Source organism: Corynebacterium neomassiliense, from assembly GCF_900626215.1.
Lineage (GTDB): Bacteria > Actinomycetota > Actinomycetes > Mycobacteriales > Mycobacteriaceae > Corynebacterium > Corynebacterium neomassiliense.
In genome coordinates this window covers 162,794-180,864 of the sequence record NZ_LR131106.1, presented here as the reverse complement: position 1 = coordinate 180,864, position 18,071 = coordinate 162,794, and the positions used below count along the sequence as shown (strand labels likewise).

Below are 18,071 nucleotides of genomic sequence, written 5' to 3'. Positions count from 1 at the left end.
CACATCGGGGACCCGCGGTTCGGGTCCGGACGGGAGGTGACGATAGTGTCCCTGTCGGCTCCCCGCACCGGTAAATGACGTGCACCATGGAGGAAAATGCCCTGCGTAGGAGCCATTTTACCTGTGACTCTCCCCTGCAATGACACAGAATCCCCCCGGAATCACCGGTGACACCTCTGTGTAACACGGATTCCGGGGGGACTGAGATCCTGACTGTCCTTACCGGGCAGGATCCACGTGTGCACGGTCGACCTTCAGCTCGTACTCCGCCCGACGACGTTCCACACTCGGCTCAACCCAGCGCCAGGAGAACCAGGCGATGAGGATGAGGGGGACAGAGATGACGATGGTCCAGAAACCGATCGAGTCACCTGACGCGACGAGGATCACCACCAGCAGCAGGAAGGCCAGGGTCAGCCAGTTCGAGTACGGTGCCAGGGGCATACGGAAGGAGGGACGCTCGAACTCCCCCGCCTCAGCCCGCTTCTGCAGCTTCATCTGGGCGATGATCATCGAGCCCCAGGTCAGAACCAGGGTCACGGCGGTGAGGTTCATGGCGATGTCGAAGGCACGGCCGGGGGCGACATAGTTGATGACCACACCGATGATGATGACCACACTGGTCAGGGCGATGCCGCCGAAGGGGACGCCACGGTTGTTGAGCTCACCGAGCGAGTGCGGTGCGGAACCGGCGTGGGCCATGGTGCGCACCACCCGGCCCGTGGAGTACAGACCGGCGTTCAGGGAGGACAGCACCGCGGTGATGACGACGAGGTTCATGATGTCGCCCATCTGGGAGATTCCGACCTTGGAGAACACGGTCACGAACGGGCTGGTGTCCTTGTCATAGTCGGTGTACGGCAGCAGCAGGGACATGACGAGGACTGAACCGCAGTACAGGACCAGGATGCGCCACACGACGTTGTTCACTGCACGCGGCATTTCCCTGCGGGCGTTCTCGGTCTCTCCTGCGGCGGTCGCGATGACCTCAATTCCGAGGTAGGCGAAGAACACACCGGAGGTGACGACGGCCAGCGGGACGACGCCCTCGGGGAAGATTCCCCCGTGGTCGGCGATGTTCGACCAGCCCGGTGTCACCCCGTCGAGCTGGTGTCCGGTGAGGATGAAGATGATACCGGTCACCAGGAAGATCACGATTGCCGCGACCTTGATGAAGCTGAACCAGAACTCCAGCTCGCCGAAGACGGCGACACCGATGACATTGAAGGCCACGACCACCACCAGCGCCACCAGCGCCAGGACCCACTGCGGTACGTCGTCGAAGAGCGGCCAGAACTTCAGGTAGAGGGCGAAGGCGGTCACATCCGCGATACCGGTGATGGCCCACTGGAGGAAGTAGTTCCATCCGATGAGGTAGGCGGCACGCTCGCCGAGGAACTCCCGGGCGTAGGACACCACTCCGCCGGAGCTCGGCCGGTGCATGACCAGTTCTCCGATGGCCCGGAGGACCAGGAATCCGAAGAATCCGCACACCGCGTATGCGATGAACAGGGACGGTCCCGCATCATGCAGGCGACCGCCTGCGCCGAGGAAGAGGCCGGTTCCGATCGCGGAGCCGATGGCCATCATCTGTATGTGACGGTGTTTGAGGCCCTTGCGGTACCCCTGCTGGTCAGCTGTCAGGAATGACGCCGACTCCTGGGTCTGGTTGTTCTCTGTCACCGTGGGCGACCTTCCTTCATCGTCAACCCGGTGAAATCTCGGCTCACCGGGCCCTTCAGAAGCCCCCGCCGGGGCTGCGTCGGGGCCGGCCCGGTGGACCTCCCGGCGCAGTCCCGGCGGTCTTCCGTCGGTGTGCGTACGTTCTCCTGAACTATCCCTCTTGAATTGTCCGGGAAGGCTGGTACCCGTCAGACCCCGGCGACCCGGGTCACGTCGACAGTGCAACCGTCACCGGTGTCATGGGTGAGCACTTCGCCGGTGACGACCTTAGCGGAAGTGGCGAGAACTTCCCGGGCAACTGTGTCAATGTGTTCTTCAGCCCACCCCCGGCGCTCGGCCGGGACAGACAGGACCAGGCTGATGCGGTCGGAGACATCGAAGTCCTCGGCCCGGCGGGCGTCCTGGATCCCCCGGATACGGTCGGCGGCCCACCCCTCCGACTCCAGTTCCTCGGTCAGGGTCATGTCCAGCACGACCAGTCCCTCGGTGCCCGGGATTTCGGCGGTACGGTCCGGGTCGACAGCGACGAGCCGGCGGGAGAACTCACCGTCGGTGAGGGTGACCCCTCCGGCGCTCACCGTGCCGTCGGGGTTGACGGTGTACTCCCCCGCCTTCACCGCTCTGATGGCCTTCTGGACGTCCCCGCCAAGACGTGGACCGGCGACGCGGGCGTTGACCACCACCTCGAACCTGCCCACCGACTTCACGTCATCGGTCAGGACAACTTCCTTGACATTCACCTCGTCACCGATGATTCCGGTGAATCCGGAGAGCCTGCCCGAGCCAGGCAGGGCCACCGTCAGAGACGGAAGCGGCAGACGGTTGCGCAGCTTGTGTGCCTTGCGCAGGGAGGACGCCGCGGAACAGACACTGCGGACCTCGTCCATGGCCGCGACCAGATCCGGGTCCGCCGGGAATTCCGCGGCGTCCGGCCAGTCGGTCAGGTGGACCGACCGTTCCCCGGTCAGTCCCCTCCAGATCACCTCGGTGGTCATGGGCAGCAGCGGTGCGGCGATCCTGCAGAGGGTCTCCAGAACCGTGTAGAGCGTGTTGAACGCCTCAGGGTACTCGCCGTCCCCTGCCCAGAACCGGTCACGGGAACGACGGACATACCAGTTGGTCAGTGCGTCACAGAACTGGCGGATCTCGTCGGTCGCGGCGGCGATGTTCGTCTCGTCCAGTGAGGCGGTCACTTCGGTGACGGTGTCGTGGAGCTTCGCCAGGATGTAGCGGTCCAGCACATTCGTCGAGGAGGTCGACCTCTCCGCGGGAGTGTGCGCGTACAGGCGCAGGAACGAGTATGCGTTCCACATCGGAAGCATTGCCTGGCGGACGCCCTCACGGATGCCCTTCTCGGTGACGATGAGGTTGCCCCCGCGCAGGATGGGGGAACTCATGAGGAACCAGCGCATGGCGTCGGAACCGTCGCGGTCGAACACCCCGTTGACGTCGGGGTAGTTGCCTTTCGACTTCGACATCTTCAGACCGTCGTCGCCCAGGACGATGCCGTGGGAGACGACCTTCTTGAATGCAGGGCGGTCGAACAGCGCGGTGGACAGCACGTGGAGCAGGTAGAACCAGCCGCGGGTCTGCCCGATGTACTCGACGATGAAGTCCGCCGGGCTGTGGGTCTCGAACCAGTCCTTGTTCTCGAAGGGGTAGTGGACCTGGGCGAACGGCATCGACCCGGAGTCGAACCACACGTCGAGCACGTCGGGTACCCGACGCATGGTGGAACGACCTGTCGGATCGTCCGGATTCGGGCGGGTGAGCTCGTCTATGTAGGGGCGGTGGAGGTTCGTCGGACGGACGCCGAAATCGGCCTCCAGCTCGTCCAACGAGCCGTAGACATCGATACGCGGGTAGTTGTCGTCGTCGGAGACCCAGACGGGGATCGGGGAACCGAAGTAGCGGGACCTGGAGATGTTCCAGTCTCTGGCACCTTCCAGCCACTTCCCGAACTGCCCGTCGCGGATGTGCTCGGGGATCCACTCGATCTCGTTGTGGTTGAGTTCGACCATCCGGTCCCGGAACTTCGTCACCGAGACGAACCAGCTGGGCAGTGCCATGTAGATCAGCGGCTGGCCGGAGCGCCACGAGTGCGGGTAGGAGTGCTCGATGGTCTGGTGACGCACGACTCTTCCCGCCGCCTTGAGGTCACGGATGATGTCCTTGTTCGCGTCGAAGACCAGCTGGCCTTCGTAGTCGGGCACCAGCGAGGTGAACCTGCCGTCCATGTCCACCGGGATCACCAGGTCGATACCCGCCTCCCGGCAGGTGGCCATGTCGTCCTCACCGAAGGCCGGGGCCTGGTGGACGATACCCGTGCCGTCCTCGGTGGTGACGTAGTCGGCACCGAGGACGCGGAAAGCGGTGTGTTCACCGTGAACCCGGGCGTCACCCCGCTCAGCGAAGTAGCCGAAGACCGGCTCATAGGTCAGACCGACGAGCTGCGCACCGGTGAATGTCGAGGTGACGGTGGCGTCCTCGCCCAGCTCTCTGGCGTAGCTGCCCTGCAGGTCCTCGGCGAGGAGCACCTTCTTCCCCGCGATCGCGTCCGCCCCGTCGTCCGAGACACTGACCAGCACGTAGTTCACCGAGGGGTTGACGGCGAGCGCCAGGTTCGACGGCAGGGTCCACGGCGTCGTGGTCCAGGCCAGAGCGGCAGCGTCGAGGAGTTCCGGGTGCGCGGACACGGTGTCCACGGCCGGTGTCCCGGGGAAGGCACCGGTTACCGGGAAGGTCACGGTGAGTGTCGGGTCCTGGCGCATCTTGTAGGAGTCGTCGAGGCGTGTCTCCTGGTTGGACAGGGGTGTGTGCTCGGCCCAGGAGTACGGGAGCACCCGGAACCCCTGGTAGATGAGGCCCTTGTCGTAGAGGGTCTTGAAGGCCCAGATCACGGACTCCATGTAGGTCAGGTCCATGGTCTTGTACCCGTGGTCGAAGTCCACCCACCTGGCCTGCCGGGTGACGTAGTCCTTCCACTCACCGGCGTACCGCAGCACCGACTTCGCGCAGTAGTCGTTGAAGGCCGCCAGGCCCATCTCCTCGATCTGGCCCTTGTCCTTGATCCCCAGCTGTTTCTCCGCCTCAAGCTCGGCGGGAAGGCCGTGGGTGTCCCAGCCGAAGACCCGGGGAACCTTGTAGCCGCGCATGGTCTTGTAGCGCGGCACGATGTCCTTCACGTACCCGGTGAGGAGGTGACCGTAGTGCGGAAGACCGTTGGCGAAAGGCGGCCCGTCGTAGAAGATGTACTCCGGAGCACCGTCCCGGTTCTGCAGGGAGGCGCGGAAAGTCCCGTCCTCCTCCCAGTACTTCAGGACGTTCTCCTCCATCACGGGGAAGGAACTGGACCCGTCGGTCATGTCGGTGCGGGGGTATGCGCCGCCGGCTGGGGTGGTCATCGCGGACTCCTTGAAGGTTGATACGTCTCAAGTCCGCGGGGACGCTCCCGTCGACCGGTCACGCGGTACCACCCCGCTTGACCACCCCGACCGCCGGTTCCGGAGTGGTCCACTCCTCGTGCGGCGTATCGTGCCGCGCACCCGTCCGGTTCTACCGGGGACACCGGGCGACCGGTGACGGTCGGCGGTGTCCTTTTCTTCCGGAAGTGCTCCCCGGTGATGGCCGGATCACTGCACGTGACGACCCCGTACGGCGGTACGGGGTCCACTGCGGGTCAAGTATAGACCCCTATCTTCTCTTCGACACGACCAGGTCAGTGACGAAGAGGATGATCCCTGCTGCTGCGATTCCGACGCACACCCACGCCCACAGCACTGACCCCAGATACAGGGCCACCAGCAGTGCGATGAACCCTATGAGGGACAGTACGAGCGCGAGTGCGAGCATGTCGGGTCAGACCGTCCCGGGCTACTTGCCGCCGTTGAAACCGATGTTGCCGTTGCCCGAGGGAGCGGCAGTGCTGCGGCTGTTGAGTTCCTCGAGCTGGGATTCGAGGAAGGTCTTCAGGCGGGTGCGGTACTCACGCTCGTAGGTGCGGAGTTCGTCGATCCGTGCCTCAAGGGTGGTCTGCTGCTTCTTGATCGTCGCCATGATCTCGGAGTGCTTGCGCTCGGCGTCCTGCTCCAGGGCGTTAGCCTTCTCCTGCGCTGCACGGACCTGGGCCTCGGACTGGGCGGTGGCGTCGGCGAGCATGGTGTCCGACTTCTGGCGGGCGTCGGCGACGAGGGTGTCCGCCTTCTGGCGGGCGTCGGCGACAAGCTTCTCGGAGGTCTGCCTCGCCTCGGTCAGCTGGGTCTCGGCACGCTGCTTGGCGTCCGCGAGCTGGTTGCGGGAGGTGGTGTTCGCGGAGTCGAGTGTCTTCTTCGCCTCGGCGCGGGCCTCCTCCAGCATGGTCTGGGATTCCTGCCTGGCGTCCCCGGTGAGACGGTCGGCGGTCTCCTGTGCCAGCGCCAGAACGCGTGCGGCCTGCATGGAGTTCTCCGCTGCGGAGGAGCTGGTGCTCCCCGTCGAAGCCACCTGCTGGGGGGTGGAGGACGCCGGGGCGACGGTGGCCGTGGCCGCCTTCTTCTCTGCCTCTGCTGCGACGTGCTCCGCCTTGGTGGCGCGGTCCTCGGCGGTGCGGACGGCGATCTGGGCGTTCTTGAGCTCCTGCTCAAGTTCCTTCACCCGTGCCTCGGCACGGTTCTTCGTCTCTTCAGCGGCACGGGCGGCGGCGGTGGCCCGGTCGAGTGCGGCAGAGTCGACGGCAGGCGCGGCACCGGTGGCCGGGGCAGCTGCGCCGGACTCGAGCCTCGCCCGGAGCTCTTCCTTCTCGTCCTCAAGCTCAGCCAGCGTGTCCTCGACGAGATCGAGGAACTGGTCAACCTCGTCCTCGTTGTAGCCTCGCTTGCCGATCGGCGGCTTGCTGAAGGCCACGTTGTGAACGTCAGCGGGAGTCAACGGCATCGGTAGTTCCCTTCACAGTCGGTGTATGTACCACTGGATGTCACCAGTGCCACTTCAGGTCAGATCCTAGCAGGGACCGCAAACGAGAGTTTCAAACTCAACCTCAAGTGCAATCTATCAGCAACGTTATACCGCAACTTCAACCTCATGGGCAACAGCAGCAACATCCTGCACCCCGGTGTCGGGCAGTCACCTTGCCGGCCCCGCTGCTCCCCCGGCGCCACTTCTCCCGCATCTGCCCCTGTACCCGGAGCGCGAAGAGACCGCCGACCCGCCCAGACCCACATTCCGGACGAGACGACGGTCTCAGTCACTACACACGACATCTCCGTGGACTCAGTGCCACGAAGACCCGTCAAGTGTAACTGCCGAAAGTCTTCCGCACAACGGACACAGGCGTTTCGGGGCGGTGAAGCCCGGGTCCTCAGCCGACACCGCTGGCGACCGACAGCACGATGGTGCTCAACAGGGACAGTCCGAAGAAGAGCACCAGCACCGAAATGTCCAGTGCCACTCCCCCGAGCCGGAGCGGCGGGATCAGCCTGCGCAGAGGCTTGACCGCGATGTCGGTGAGGACGAACAGCGGCTCGGCGGCCACCGCGAACCACCGGGGTGGGGACCACCGGCGGGAGAACGAACGGATCATCTCGATGATCACCCGGCCGAGGAGAACGAACCAGTAGACACGCAGGACCAGGGCGACAACGTAGAGCGCAGTTGCCACGGGTGCTACCGCTCCCCGGACAGTCGCCCGGACAGGCGCGCGGACAGGGCGTCCCGGATGTCCATGGTCAGACGGGTGCCCTCGGGCAGCAGGACGAAGTTGCGCACACCGTCAAGTTTCTCGACCCGGGCGTCGAGAGCGGACGCGACCCCCATGACGAAAGCGAGGAATCGGTTGCCGTCAGCCTTGTCAAGGTTTCCCAGGTTGAAGGCGACGATGTCACCACGCCTGGCCTCGGGGGTCACCTTGCCTGCGTCCCGGTAGGAGTCGACGCTCACGACGACCAGTTCCGGCTCCCTCTCCACCGCCGGGCGGCTGTAGGAGGAGGGGCGACGGTCCTCGACCGGCGGGACTGCGGTCGACCGGCGGTCGACGGGGTTGTCCGCGGCGTAACGACTGTGACTGTGACGCCCGGTGGCCGTTTCACCACCGGTCCGGCGGTCGTCGTCCGCCCGGTAGTCGTTGAACTCGTCCCGGTCGTAGGCGGCGTCATCGTAGCTCTCGACGGCACCGAAACCGAAGAAGTCCTTGGTCTTCTCGATGAATCCCTCTGCCATGGTCTCTCTCACTTTCGTTGCTCTTCGGTCCCGGCTCAAAGATACCGGTGTCAGGACATCCAGACCACCGAGGCCTGCCGTCCGGTGGTCCCCTCCCTGCGGTAGGAGAAGAACGAGGGTTCGCTGACTGTGCTGCGCGGATCGGCGTCGATCGAGCGCACACCGAGCCCCAGCAGCTGCCGGGTGATTCCGGCCCGGATGTCCAGCCCGGGGGTGCCGGTCCGGGTCGTGGTCCGGGAGCCGGGGAGTCGCGACTCCACGTCCGCCGCCATCGCCGCCGGAACCTCGTAGTCCTCACCTGCTGCGGCCGCCCCCAGCAGAGCATGGATTCTCGCCGGGGACGCCCCGAGCTCCACCATCTTCTCCACCGTCCGCGCCACGATGCCGTTGCGGGCGCCGACACGACCGGCGTGGACCGCGGCGACGATCCCCGCCTCCCCGTCGGAGAGCAGCACCGGCACACAGTCAGCGGTGAGTACGACGAGCGCGACCTCAGGCAGGGTGGTCACCAGGGCGTCGGTGGTCTCCACGGGAGCTCCACGAAGCTCGTCCAGGAGTTCCCCTGTCACAACGGTGACGTTCGGGGAATGGATCTGCTCCATGTAGACCATGTGCTCCGCCGGAAGACCGAGCAGCCCCGCCAGCCGTGCCCGGTTGGCCGCGACTGCGTCGGGGTCGTCCCCGACATGGTCCCCGAGATTGAAGGACCCGTAGGGGCCGACGGAGACGCCGCCGTTACGGTCGGTCACGACCTTGCGCACACGTCGGGTGGTGGCTGACTGCGCAGGGGTCGGATCAGAAGAAGTCGGGGAGCTCAAGGTCGTCGTCCTCCTCACGCCGACGGTCCCGGGACTCCTCGCGCGAGCTGGTGAACAGCCCGTCGCGGGCGCCGGTACGGGAATCCTGGGGAAGGTCGCGGACCGGACGGGCACGTCTGGGAGCGGCATCCTCACCGAAAATTCCCTGGTAGGAGGGGGTGGGGGCGGCCTGACGGTCCGCTGAGGGGGGCTCAGCCGCGGAAGGCACGGACGGCTGCTCGACGGTCTGCTCGGCGGGAACGGGTTCCGGAGCACGGTGCGCACCCCGGCTGGGAACGGCCGCGACATTCGCCGAATCGTCGAAACCTGTGGCGATCACGGTGACCCTGACCTCGTCACCGAGCGAGTCATCGACGATGGTGCCGAAGATGATGTTGGCGTCCTCGTCGGCAAGGCTCTCCACCAGCGACGCCGCTTCGTTGACCTCGAACAGTCCGAGATCTCCTCCACCAGCGAAGGACAGCAGGACCCCCGTCGCCCCCTCCATCGTGGATTCGAGCAACGGAGAATTGATCGCCGCCTGGGCCGCTTCCTTGGCACGGTTTTCGCCGCGGGCGACACCGACGCCCATCAGCGCAGACCCTGCGTCGGTCATGACAGAGCGGACGTCGGCGAAGTCGACGTTGATCATGCCCGGGGTGGTGATCAGCTTCGTGATTCCCTCGACACCGGAGTGGAGCACCTCGTCCGCGAGCCGGAACGCCTCCATAAGCTGCAGGTCAGGATCACTTGACTTCAGGAGACTGTCATTGGGGATGACGATGAGCGTGTCACAGACGTCCTTGAGCGCCTCAATTCCCTCGAGTGCCTGCTTGGTCCGCTTACGCCCCTCGAAGCTGAACGGGCGGGTCACAATGCCGACGGTCAGCGCGCCCTGCTTCTTGGCGACCTGGGCGACCACAGGTGCCGCGCCGGTGCCGGTGCCGCCGCCCTCACCGCAGGTCACGAAGACCATGTCGGAACCCTCGAGCATTTCCTCTATCTGGTCCCGGCTGTCCTCCGCCGCCTTCTTCCCGACCTCTGGATTCGCCCCCGCTCCCAGACCACGGGTCTCGTCCCGGCCGATGTCGAGCTTGGCGTCCGCGTCAGTGAACATCAGCGCCTGTGCATCCGTGTTGATCGCGACGAACTCCACCCCCTGGAGATTCGCCTCGATCATGCGGTTGACGGCGTTGACGCCGCCGCCACCCACACCGACAACGGTGATCTTGGCGATGTGGTTGTCAAAGTCGCTCATGTTGCATGTTCTCCCTGTGCTCTTCGGCTGTTCAAGGCGGTCGCTCGTGCATCCAATCTTGGAGGACGGCGCCGCAAATTCACGGAACATTTTCCGTGGCGTGTCGTATGTCTCAAGGTGAGGTTGAGGGTTGCGGGCTCGGCCGGCATGATGCCGGCCGGATACCGGCATGATGTCTGTCTGATTCCCGGTTGATTCCCGGCAGTCGCCGGACCGGGGTCAGCCCCGGACCGACGGCAGTGCAGGATTCGAGACATTCCACCGCGCACCGTCACGCGTCAGCACCACCCGGGTGGCCTCCGCCTTCTCCGCTGCCCGGTCCGCCGTACCCCAGAAAACCTCCCGGTCCCCGTCGAATCGGAGAGTCACGCTGTCTGCCGCCGGAGCGGAGATCTCACGCACCTGACCTTTCACCTCCGGGGAAAGTGCCGCGAGCACCGATGCCGCGGCAGTGACCGCCGCATCATCCGAGGACGCCACCTTCATGGGGGTGAGACCGTCCGGCCTGACATCCCGGAGGAACTGCACACCGTCGGTATCGACGACGACCGGGGTACCCCCGTCGTCGAGCACCCCGACCGGAGTGTGCTCGGTCACCGTGATCTTCACCGTCGTCGGCCAGCCCCTCGACACAGTCACGGTCTTCACCCACGGAAGGACGGACACCGAGGATGCCGCGGCCCCGGTGTCGACCGTCACCATGCGGTCTCCCTCGGAGACACCCGACGCGGTACGGACCTCCCCGGGATCCTGGTTGACCGTCCCGGAGACCTCGACACTGCTGACGGTGAGAAACTGCACCACAGCCGCTCCCGCCACCACGAGCACAAGAAGCACCCCCAGGACCGCGGTGAGCCGCGAAGGGCGCCGACGACGGCCGGACCCGCGGCGTCCCCCCGCCCTGCCCGCACGCGTCCCCGACGTCGGCCCCGCCGACGCCGGAGACGCGGGCGTCTGCCCCGACCTGCCTGTACCGGTACTGTCCGTCCTGTCCACCCGGCTCACCTCCCTGTCAATGACTCTGCCTGTGCGGAAAACTCCCCCGCCGATGTTCAGCGGGGCTCACTGAGACGGTGCAGGATCTCGTCCGCCAGCATCGTGACCGTACCCGCCCCCAGGGTCAGGACCAGGTCACCCGGGCCGGCAAGCTCGGCGACGCGGTCGGGGACGTCACTGAAACGTGGTTCGTAGACGACCGGAACCGTCATCCTCCCGGTGATGATCCTGCTGTCCACGCCCTCGACCGGATCCTCCCTGGCACCGTAGATGTCGAGGACCACGGCGGCATCCGCCAGGGACAGTGCGCCGGCGAACTCGCCCGCAAACCTCATGGTCCGCGAATAGAGATGGGGCTGGAACACCGCGATGACACGCCCGGACCGCCCGGTCGCCTCCGCCCTCGCCGCGACCTTCTCCCTCGCCGCGGTGATCACAGCCCTGACCTCGGTGGGATGGTGGGCGTAGTCGTCGTAGACCTCCACCCCCGCCGCGGTGCCGTGGTACTCGAACCGGCGACGCACGCCGTCGAAGTCCGCCACCCCTGCGGTCATCCCGTCAGGGTCGGCGCCGACAAGACAGCCGGCCAGAACTGCCGCAGTCCCGTTGAGCAGCATGTGACGTCCCGGCGTCCTCACGACGACGGTCTCCACCGGTGCCTCCGGCAGACCCGCGAAACGTACCCGTGCACGGGACCCCCCCTCCGGATCAGCGGCAAAAGACAGGATCTCTGCGCCGACAGGGACGCCGGGGTGCGCCGCCAGAGCCTCCGGGGTGCCGTACCCCAGGACCCTGACTCCCCCGGCAAGCTCGACAGACCCGTCGACAGCACCCTCGGCGAGAGCTGCCGCCCCCGGGTCCTCCAGGCACAGCACCAGGGCCCCGCCCGGTACGACGCGGCCGGCAAACTCTGAGAAGACCCGGTGGTAGGCCTCCTCGGTCCCGTAGAAGTCGAGATGGTCCGCCTCGATGTTCGTCACCACGGCGACCTCCGGCGAATACGACAGGAACGACCCGTCCGATTCATCGGCCTCCGCGACGAAAACGTCCCCCGTGCCGTGATGGGCATTGGTTCCCGCCCGGTTGAGCTGGCCTCCGATCGCGAAGGAGGGGTCCAGCCCGGCTGACTGGAGCCCGACGACCGTCATCGAGGTCGTCGAGGTCTTGCCGTGGGTGCCTGCCAGGAGAACCGCCCGCCGGTCCACCATGAGCAGTGCCAGCACATCACTGCGGCGCAGCAGGGGAATACCCTGCTCGCGTGCCGCGACCAGCTCCGGATTGTCTTCGGGGATCGCCGCGAACGAGGTGACCACGGCGTCCGGCGTGCCACCGGAGAGCGTGAGGTTCCCTGCCCGGTGCCCGACCTCGATCCGGGCCCCGGCAGCCCGCAGGGCCAGGACCACCCTGGACTCCTTCATGTCGGAACCGCTGACCTTCACACCACGGTCGAGGAGTATCCGGGCGATGCCGGACATCCCGGCACCGCCGATTCCCACCATGTGTACCCGGTGCAGCTGTGCAGCCGAGCTGATTGTGACGTCACTCATTTTCAGTCCTTCTGTTCTCCGGTCCCTGTTTCTCCGGCTCGGTCGTGGCGTCTGCCCCGGACGTCCCTGCCGTCCCTGCCGTCCCTGCCGCTCCAGCCCCCTTGCCGTGGCGCGCCGTCTCGACGACAACCTCGGCGATCCGGGCCGCGGCGTCCCGGTGACCGGCACCACGGGCTGCGGCACCTGCGGCATCGAGCCTGGCTCTGTCCCGCAGCAGTGGAACCACCTCCCGGACAACCCTGCCCGGGTCCAGTTCAGCATCCGGCACGATCACCCCGCCACCGGCCTCGACAACCGGCCGGGCGTTGAGCTCCTGCTCCCCGTTGCCGTGAGGAAGAGGGACGTACACCGCGGGCAGACCGCAGGACGAGATCTCCGCCACGGTCATGGCACCGGCCCTGCACAGGACCATGTCCGCCGCAGAGAGCGCGAGATCCATCCGGTCGATGTACGGCACCGCGACATAGGCGGGCGCACCCTCCTGCTGCTCCACCTCGACACTGTTCCTGCGCCCGTAGGCGTGGAGGACGCCGATACCGGCGTCTCCCAGGGTGCGGGCGGCCCCGCTCACGGCGTCGTTGATCGAGGCCGCCCCCTGACTGCCCCCGGTGACGAGAAGCACAGGCGCGTCGGGGTCGAGCCCGAAGAACTTCCGGGCCTCCGCCCGCAGTGCAGGACGGTCCAGCTCCAGCAGCGACCTGCGGACCGGGACGCCGACGACCTCCGCGCCCTTCAGACCCGAGCCGGGCACCGCCGCGAGTACCCGGGCACCGAGGAATGCACCGAGGCGGTTCGCCAGACCGGAACGGGCATTGGCCTCATGGATGACCACCGGAATCCCCGCGGACTTCGCCGCCAGGTAGGCGGGGCCGGAGACATAGCCGCCGAAGCCGACGACCACGTCCGCGTCCAGATCCTTCAACGTCGCACGGGTCCGCAGCAGAGCCCGGACCAGCCGGAACGGGAAGGTGAACAGTGCCCTGTCCAACTTGCGCGGGACCGGCACCGGAGGGATGAGTGACAGTGCCACTCCACGGGCCGGGACCAGTCTGGTCTCCAGGCCGCGTTCCGTGCCCAGCGCAGTGACCCGGATCCCGGGATCGCGGGCGGTCAGTGCCTCGGCGACGGCGAGAGCTGGCTCGATGTGTCCTGCGGTGCCTCCTCCTGCGAGGACGACCGACAGAGTCTCAGGTGACTGGTTCACGGGTTGTAGCGCCTCCTGCGCTGGGCAGATCTGGGGTTTCTTCCGGGGTTTTCTCCGGCTTCTGTCCGGGCACCGGCCCGGTGCTCCGACCGGACCGATCTCCGTCGGTCCGGGTCACCCGGGTAGCCGGAGTCCGGACCCTCCCGGTAGCTGTCGGTACTGCGCCGGAACCGTGGCCGGTCACCCGGCAGCACCGGATCTCCGCGCAGGTCAGATGACCGGGGCGCCGGACGGTGGGTCACCGGGGTGCCGTACCTGCGGGGGCGGGGACGGACCTGTTCACGGTGTTCGGAACCGGCGTCGGGGACATCGGGTTCCCGCAGCATGAGCAGCCTGTCGATGAACGGACGCCCCTCATGCTGCATCGAGGAAACCGTCTCCGGCTCATGTCTGGCACAGTTGGCCAGCAGACCGAGGGTACCCAGGGTGATCACCGCCGAGGTGCCCCCTGCCGACAACAGGGGTAACTGGACACCGGTGACCGGCAGAAGCCCGACGACATACCCGATGTTGTAGAAGGCCTGGCCGACGATTCCGGCGGTGAGGGTCGCGGCGAGCAGACGGAGGAAGGGGTCGGACTGCTTCGTGGCGGTACGGATACCGAACCAGCCGAGCAACGCGAACAGTGCTATCACCGCACCGGCACCGATGAGACCGAGCTCCTCGCCGATGATGGCGAAGACGAAGTCGTTGGTCGCCTCGGGCAGGTAGTTCCACTTGGCGCGGGACTGGCCCAGACCCTGACCGGTCAGCCCGCCGTCAGCGAGGGAGTACATTCCCTGTTTCGCCTGGAATGCGGCGTCCTGGGCGGAGGTCCCGTCGAACCGGAGACGCAGCGCGCTCAGCCAGGTGCTGATCCGGTCGGACCGGTAGCTCAGCGCCGCGATGGACAGCGCACCGAGCACCGCGACCGCTCCGACGATGAGCCCGAGTACGGATCCCGCCACGCCGCTGAACAACAGCAGTGACAGCATCACGAGGGCGAGGGAGAACATCATCCCCAGGTCCTTCTGCGCCAGCACCAGTGCCAGGACCAGTCCGGACACGATGAGGAAGGCACCCAGGCCACCCCTGACGGTCGGACTGCGCCGCGAGTGCATCGCCACGGCTGCTGAACCCCACACCGCGAGCGCAAGCTTGGCTATCTCGGACGGCTGGAACGACAGCGGACCGAGAGATATCCAGGACTTGGAGCCGATCTCGTCACCCGAACCGATGAACAGGACGAGCACCAGGAACAGCAGTGCGACGAACAGGAGGACCGGTGCCCAGGCCCGGACCTTCGCCGGGCGGATCCACAGGGCCGCCCACATCACGACCAGACCGACCAGGACCATCCGGGCCTGCTTGAAGAACTCGGTGAACACCGTCCCGCCCTCCTGTGAGCGGGAGGAGACCATGGACGACGACAGTGCGACAATGAGGCCGAGGGCGACGAGGACGCCGGTGACCAGGAGAATCACCTTGTAGTCGAGCTGGGGGGACGCCAGCAACCGCTGCCACTTCTCCCGCAGGCCCGCCCAGGGTGACACCTCGGAGGTCCCGCGGGCGGTGACCGTTCCGGCAGGACGCCGCCCCTGACCGCCCGTGCCGCCCCGCATGTCCGTGGTCCGGTCACTCCTCATCGTGGACCTCATCTCCGGTATCTCCCGTCTCGACCGAGTCGCCCGTCTCGCCCGTCGCCGATCACGGTGTCCCTGCCGCCCGGGGCGGTGTCCGGCCGGTCCGACGCCGACGGCCCTGCCGAGCCTGCCGGTTCTGCCGAGCCTGCCGGTGTCTTCCCGGTGGCACGGGCGAAGCGGGCGAACAGGTCACCACGCTGGGACATTCCAGAGTACATGTCCAGGGACGCCGCCGCGGGAGCCAGGACGACCGTGTCTCCGGGGCTGGCGTACCCGCGTGCGGCGGCGACCGCGGCGTCCATCGCCCCCACCGGGTCAGTGTCGTCGATGACGGTGACCGGGGTCCCGGGGGCCGCCGACGCCAGTTCCCCGGCGAGGACGCCACGGTCCACTCCGAGCAGGACGACTGCTTTCACCGACGGTGCGACCTGGGCGACCAGGTCGTCCACCCGGGCACCTTTGAGCTGTCCTCCCGCCACCCAGACCACGTCGTGGGTGCCCCGCAGGGCGGCGACGGCGGCGTGAGGATTGGTCGCCTTCGAATTGTCCACCCAGTCGACACCACCCTCACTGGCCACCACCTGGCCCCGGTGGGCGGCGACGGTGAAGGCGGCGAGGGCACGGTCGACCGCCGGGGCGGACACCCCCGCCGAGCGTGCCAGTGCCGCAGCGGCGACCGCGTCCGACACACCCGCGGGACCGGCCGGGGAGATCCCGGTCGCCGCGGCAAGGTCGGTGACCGTCCCGGTGGCCCTGTCGAACTCCACGATCCGTCCACCGTGGACGCCGGTGACCACCGTCGCCCCGGTGCGGTCAGGGTCAGGCGTCTCCGTCGGGTCGGCGAGGGTGACCGCTCGGTGCGGACGGACGGTGGCGCCGGCGTCCCCTGCCGCGGCGAGCACCGCAGGCTCGTCGACGGCGAGGACTGGGTTCGCTCCCCGCAGACACCGTGCCTTGTCGGAGGCGTAGGCGGCGAAGGAGCCGTGCCAGTCGAGGTGGTCGTCGGCGAGATTGAGCACACACCCGGCGTCCGGGGCAAATCCGGGCGCCCAGTGGAGCTGGAAGCTCGACACTTCGGCGGCGAGGACGTCGACACGCGGGTCAGCCAGGAGCGCGTCGCCGGGGGGCGTACCGATGTTCCCCACCGCAGCGACGGATCTGCCGTCCTCGGCGAGAACGGCGGCGAGCATGGCGGTCGTGGTCGGTTTGCCGCTGGTTCCCGTCACCGCCAGCCAGGTCCGGGGGTCACCGAAGAATCCTGCCCGGTCCGCCCGCCATGCGGCCTCGACGGCGCCGATGACCGGGGTTCCGGCGTCGGCCGCCTCGACCAGCAGGGGGGTGTCGGGCCTCCATCCCGGTGAAGTCACCACGAGGTCGAACTGTTCCAGTGACTGCCGCGCAACGGTGACACCGACCGGTGTCGCTCCGGTCTGTGCGGCGAGGGTCCGCGCCCTGTCCCCGGCGTCGTCGGCGACGGTGACGGTGCAGTCCAGTGCAGCCAGCATACGGGCCGCGCCAGCCCCGGCGACACCTGCGCCAGCGACCAGTACCCGTCCGGACCGGAGCGCCCGGGTCGTCTCTGCCGTGCCGGAAACTGCCGTGCCGGAAGCTGCCGTGGCGGGTCCTGCGGCCCCTGCGACTTCTGCGGGATCTGTGGTCACTGTGTGCTCCTAGAGGCCGGCGCCGCGGAGCCACTCGCTGTAGAACAGCGCGACCCCGCCCATGGCGAAGAGTGCGGAGAGCAGCCAGAATCTGACGACGACAGTAGTCTCCGCCCATCCTCCCTGCTCGAAGTGGTGGTGGAAGGGTGCCATCCTGAACACCCGTCGTCCGGTGGTCTTGAAGGAGACCACCTGGATGACGACACTGGCGGCCTCCATGACGAAGAGCAGGCCCACGAAGATCATCAGCAGCTCTGTCCGGGAGGTCACCGACAGGCCGGCGACAAGTCCGCCGAGCGCCAGCGAACCGGTGTCCCCCATGAAGATCTTCGCCGGAGCCGCATTCCACCAGAGGAACCCGAGACAGCCACCGAGACCGGCGGCCGCGAGAAGCGCGAGGTCGAGGGGGTCACGAACCGCATAGCAGTTGACTGACGCCGCCGCGGAGCAGGAGTTGCGGAACTGCCAGAAGGTCATCACCACGTAGGCGGACATCACCAGGGCGGTCACCCCGGCTGCCAGCCCGTCGAGCCCGTCGGTGAGGTTGACGGCGTTCGACCAGGCTGAGATCACCAGGTAGATGAACAGCAGGAAGATCAGCATCCCGATGACGGCGCCGCCGATCTTCAGGTCGAAGGTGTTCATGTCACGGATGAAAGACAGTTTGGTCGACGCCGGTGTGAGATCGGCGGAGTTCGGGAACTGGAGCACCAGGACGCCGAAGACGACCGCTATCACCAGCTGCAGCGCCAGCTTCGCCCGGGCGTTCAGACCCAGGTTCCTCCCCATGACCAGTTTGATGTAGTCGTCGGCGAAACCTACCGCGCCGAGTGACAGGGTGAGTCCGAGTACCAGCCAGCCGGACACTCCGGGTCCTGTACCGTTGGTCGCCACTCCCACGAGGACCGCCGCCAGGTAGCCGACGGTGATTCCGGCGAGGATGGCGATACCGCCCATGGTCGGGGTGCCGCGTTTGCGGAGGTGTGATTTCGGTCCCTCTTCACGGATCTCCTGGCCGAGCCCCTCCGCGGAGAACCGTCGGATCAGAACCGGTGTGAGGAAGATGGCGACGAAGAAGGATACTGCCGCCGCGATGATGATCTGCATCATG

The 18,071-nt window shown here is 67.0% G+C and carries 13 protein-coding genes and 1 pseudogene; all 14 read right to left on the bottom strand.

What is annotated here, in order from left to right; translation table 11 throughout:
• Positions 1-219: 219 nt before the first annotated feature.
• Entirely contained in the window at positions 220-1,683 is a 1,464-nt protein-coding gene (locus E0E18_RS00825; RefSeq protein ID WP_110481531.1) for an amino acid permease, read from the bottom strand.
• A 188-nt stretch (positions 1,684-1,871) separates the two neighbouring features.
• Complete coding sequence (gene ileS / locus E0E18_RS00820) at positions 1,872-5,087, bottom strand: isoleucine--tRNA ligase (protein ID WP_110481532.1); 3,216 nt, start codon at positions 5,085-5,087, stop codon at positions 1,872-1,874.
• Between the two features lie 289 nt (positions 5,088-5,376).
• Positions 5,377-5,535 (bottom strand): hypothetical protein, encoded by a 159-nt coding sequence (locus E0E18_RS13945; RefSeq protein WP_174217110.1) that lies wholly within the window; start codon positions 5,533-5,535, stop codon positions 5,377-5,379.
• A gap of 21 nt (positions 5,536-5,556) precedes the next feature.
• Positions 5,557-6,594, bottom strand: coding sequence for a DivIVA domain-containing protein (locus tag E0E18_RS00815; RefSeq protein WP_130839088.1), 1,038 nt, complete (start codon positions 6,592-6,594; stop codon positions 5,557-5,559).
• 424 nt (positions 6,595-7,018) lie between these two features.
• Positions 7,019-7,318: a YggT family protein gene (locus tag E0E18_RS00810; protein ID WP_066588961.1), complete on the bottom strand. Its 300-nt coding sequence runs from the start codon at positions 7,316-7,318 to the stop codon at positions 7,019-7,021.
• A gap of 5 nt (positions 7,319-7,323) precedes the next feature.
• Entirely contained in the window at positions 7,324-7,875 is a 552-nt protein-coding gene (locus tag E0E18_RS00805) for a cell division protein SepF (RefSeq protein WP_130839087.1), read from the bottom strand.
• A 50-nt stretch (positions 7,876-7,925) separates the two neighbouring features.
• Entirely contained in the window at positions 7,926-8,693 is a 768-nt protein-coding gene (gene pgeF / locus E0E18_RS00800) for a peptidoglycan editing factor PgeF (RefSeq protein WP_066588972.1), read from the bottom strand.
• Positions 8,671-9,930: a cell division protein FtsZ gene (gene ftsZ, locus E0E18_RS00795; protein ID WP_066588975.1), complete on the bottom strand. Its 1,260-nt coding sequence runs from the start codon at positions 9,928-9,930 to the stop codon at positions 8,671-8,673. Before ftsZ ends, pgeF begins: the two co-directional genes overlap by 23 nt.
• 219 nt (positions 9,931-10,149) lie before the next feature.
• Positions 10,150-10,926, bottom strand: a complete 777-nt coding sequence (locus E0E18_RS00790) for a cell division protein FtsQ/DivIB (RefSeq protein WP_237559571.1) — start codon at positions 10,924-10,926, stop codon at positions 10,150-10,152.
• 56 nt (positions 10,927-10,982) lie between these two features.
• Positions 10,983-12,473, bottom strand: coding sequence for a UDP-N-acetylmuramate--L-alanine ligase (murC, locus tag E0E18_RS00785; protein WP_066588978.1), 1,491 nt, complete (start codon positions 12,471-12,473; stop codon positions 10,983-10,985).
• A complete protein-coding gene (gene murG / locus E0E18_RS00780) occupies positions 12,466-13,707 on the bottom strand; it encodes an undecaprenyldiphospho-muramoylpentapeptide beta-N-acetylglucosaminyltransferase (RefSeq protein WP_419866055.1) in 1,242 nt (413 codons plus the stop codon). The genes murC and murG overlap by 8 nt, the downstream gene beginning before the upstream one ends.
• The gene (locus tag E0E18_RS00775; RefSeq protein ID WP_237559570.1) at positions 13,674-15,314 is read right to left on the bottom strand and encodes an FtsW/RodA/SpoVE family cell cycle protein; all 1,641 of its coding nucleotides are present in this window, start codon (positions 15,312-15,314) and stop codon (positions 13,674-13,676) included. The genes murG and E0E18_RS00775 overlap by 34 nt, the downstream gene beginning before the upstream one ends.
• Before the next feature lie 104 nt (positions 15,315-15,418).
• Positions 15,419-16,960: pseudogene (gene murD / locus E0E18_RS00770) on the bottom strand (UDP-N-acetylmuramoyl-L-alanine--D-glutamate ligase); the annotation flags it as partial.
• Positions 16,961-16,969: 9 nt separating this feature from the next.
• Positions 16,970-18,070, bottom strand: a complete 1,101-nt coding sequence (gene mraY, locus E0E18_RS00765) for a phospho-N-acetylmuramoyl-pentapeptide-transferase (RefSeq protein WP_110481537.1) — start codon at positions 18,068-18,070, stop codon at positions 16,970-16,972.
• Position 18,071: the final 1 nt, after the last annotated feature.

What these genes read in the sequence shown, in the direction of transcription:
- ileS (WP_110481532.1), bottom strand. Translation starts at nt 5,087, where the DNA reads ATGACCACCCCAGCCGGCGGCGCATACCCCCGCACCGACATGACCGAC.
- E0E18_RS13945 (WP_174217110.1), bottom strand. Translation starts at nt 5,535, where the DNA reads ATGCTCGCACTCGCGCTCGTACTGTCCCTCATAGGGTTCATCGCACTG.
- E0E18_RS00815 (WP_130839088.1), bottom strand. Translation starts at nt 6,594, where the DNA reads ATGCCGTTGACTCCCGCTGACGTTCACAACGTGGCCTTCAGCAAGCCG.
- E0E18_RS00805 (WP_130839087.1), bottom strand. Translation starts at nt 7,875, where the DNA reads ATGGCAGAGGGATTCATCGAGAAGACCAAGGACTTCTTCGGTTTCGGT.
- ftsZ (WP_066588975.1), bottom strand. Translation starts at nt 9,930, where the DNA reads ATGAGCGACTTTGACAACCACATCGCCAAGATCACCGTTGTCGGTGTG.
- murC (WP_066588978.1), bottom strand. Translation starts at nt 12,473, where the DNA reads ATGAGTGACGTCACAATCAGCTCGGCTGCACAGCTGCACCGGGTACAC.
- E0E18_RS00775 (WP_237559570.1), bottom strand. Translation starts at nt 15,314, where the DNA reads ATGAGGTCCACGATGAGGAGTGACCGGACCACGGACATGCGGGGCGGC.
- mraY (WP_110481537.1), bottom strand. Translation starts at nt 18,070, where the DNA reads ATGATGCAGATCATCATCGCGGCGGCAGTATCCTTCTTCGTCGCCATC.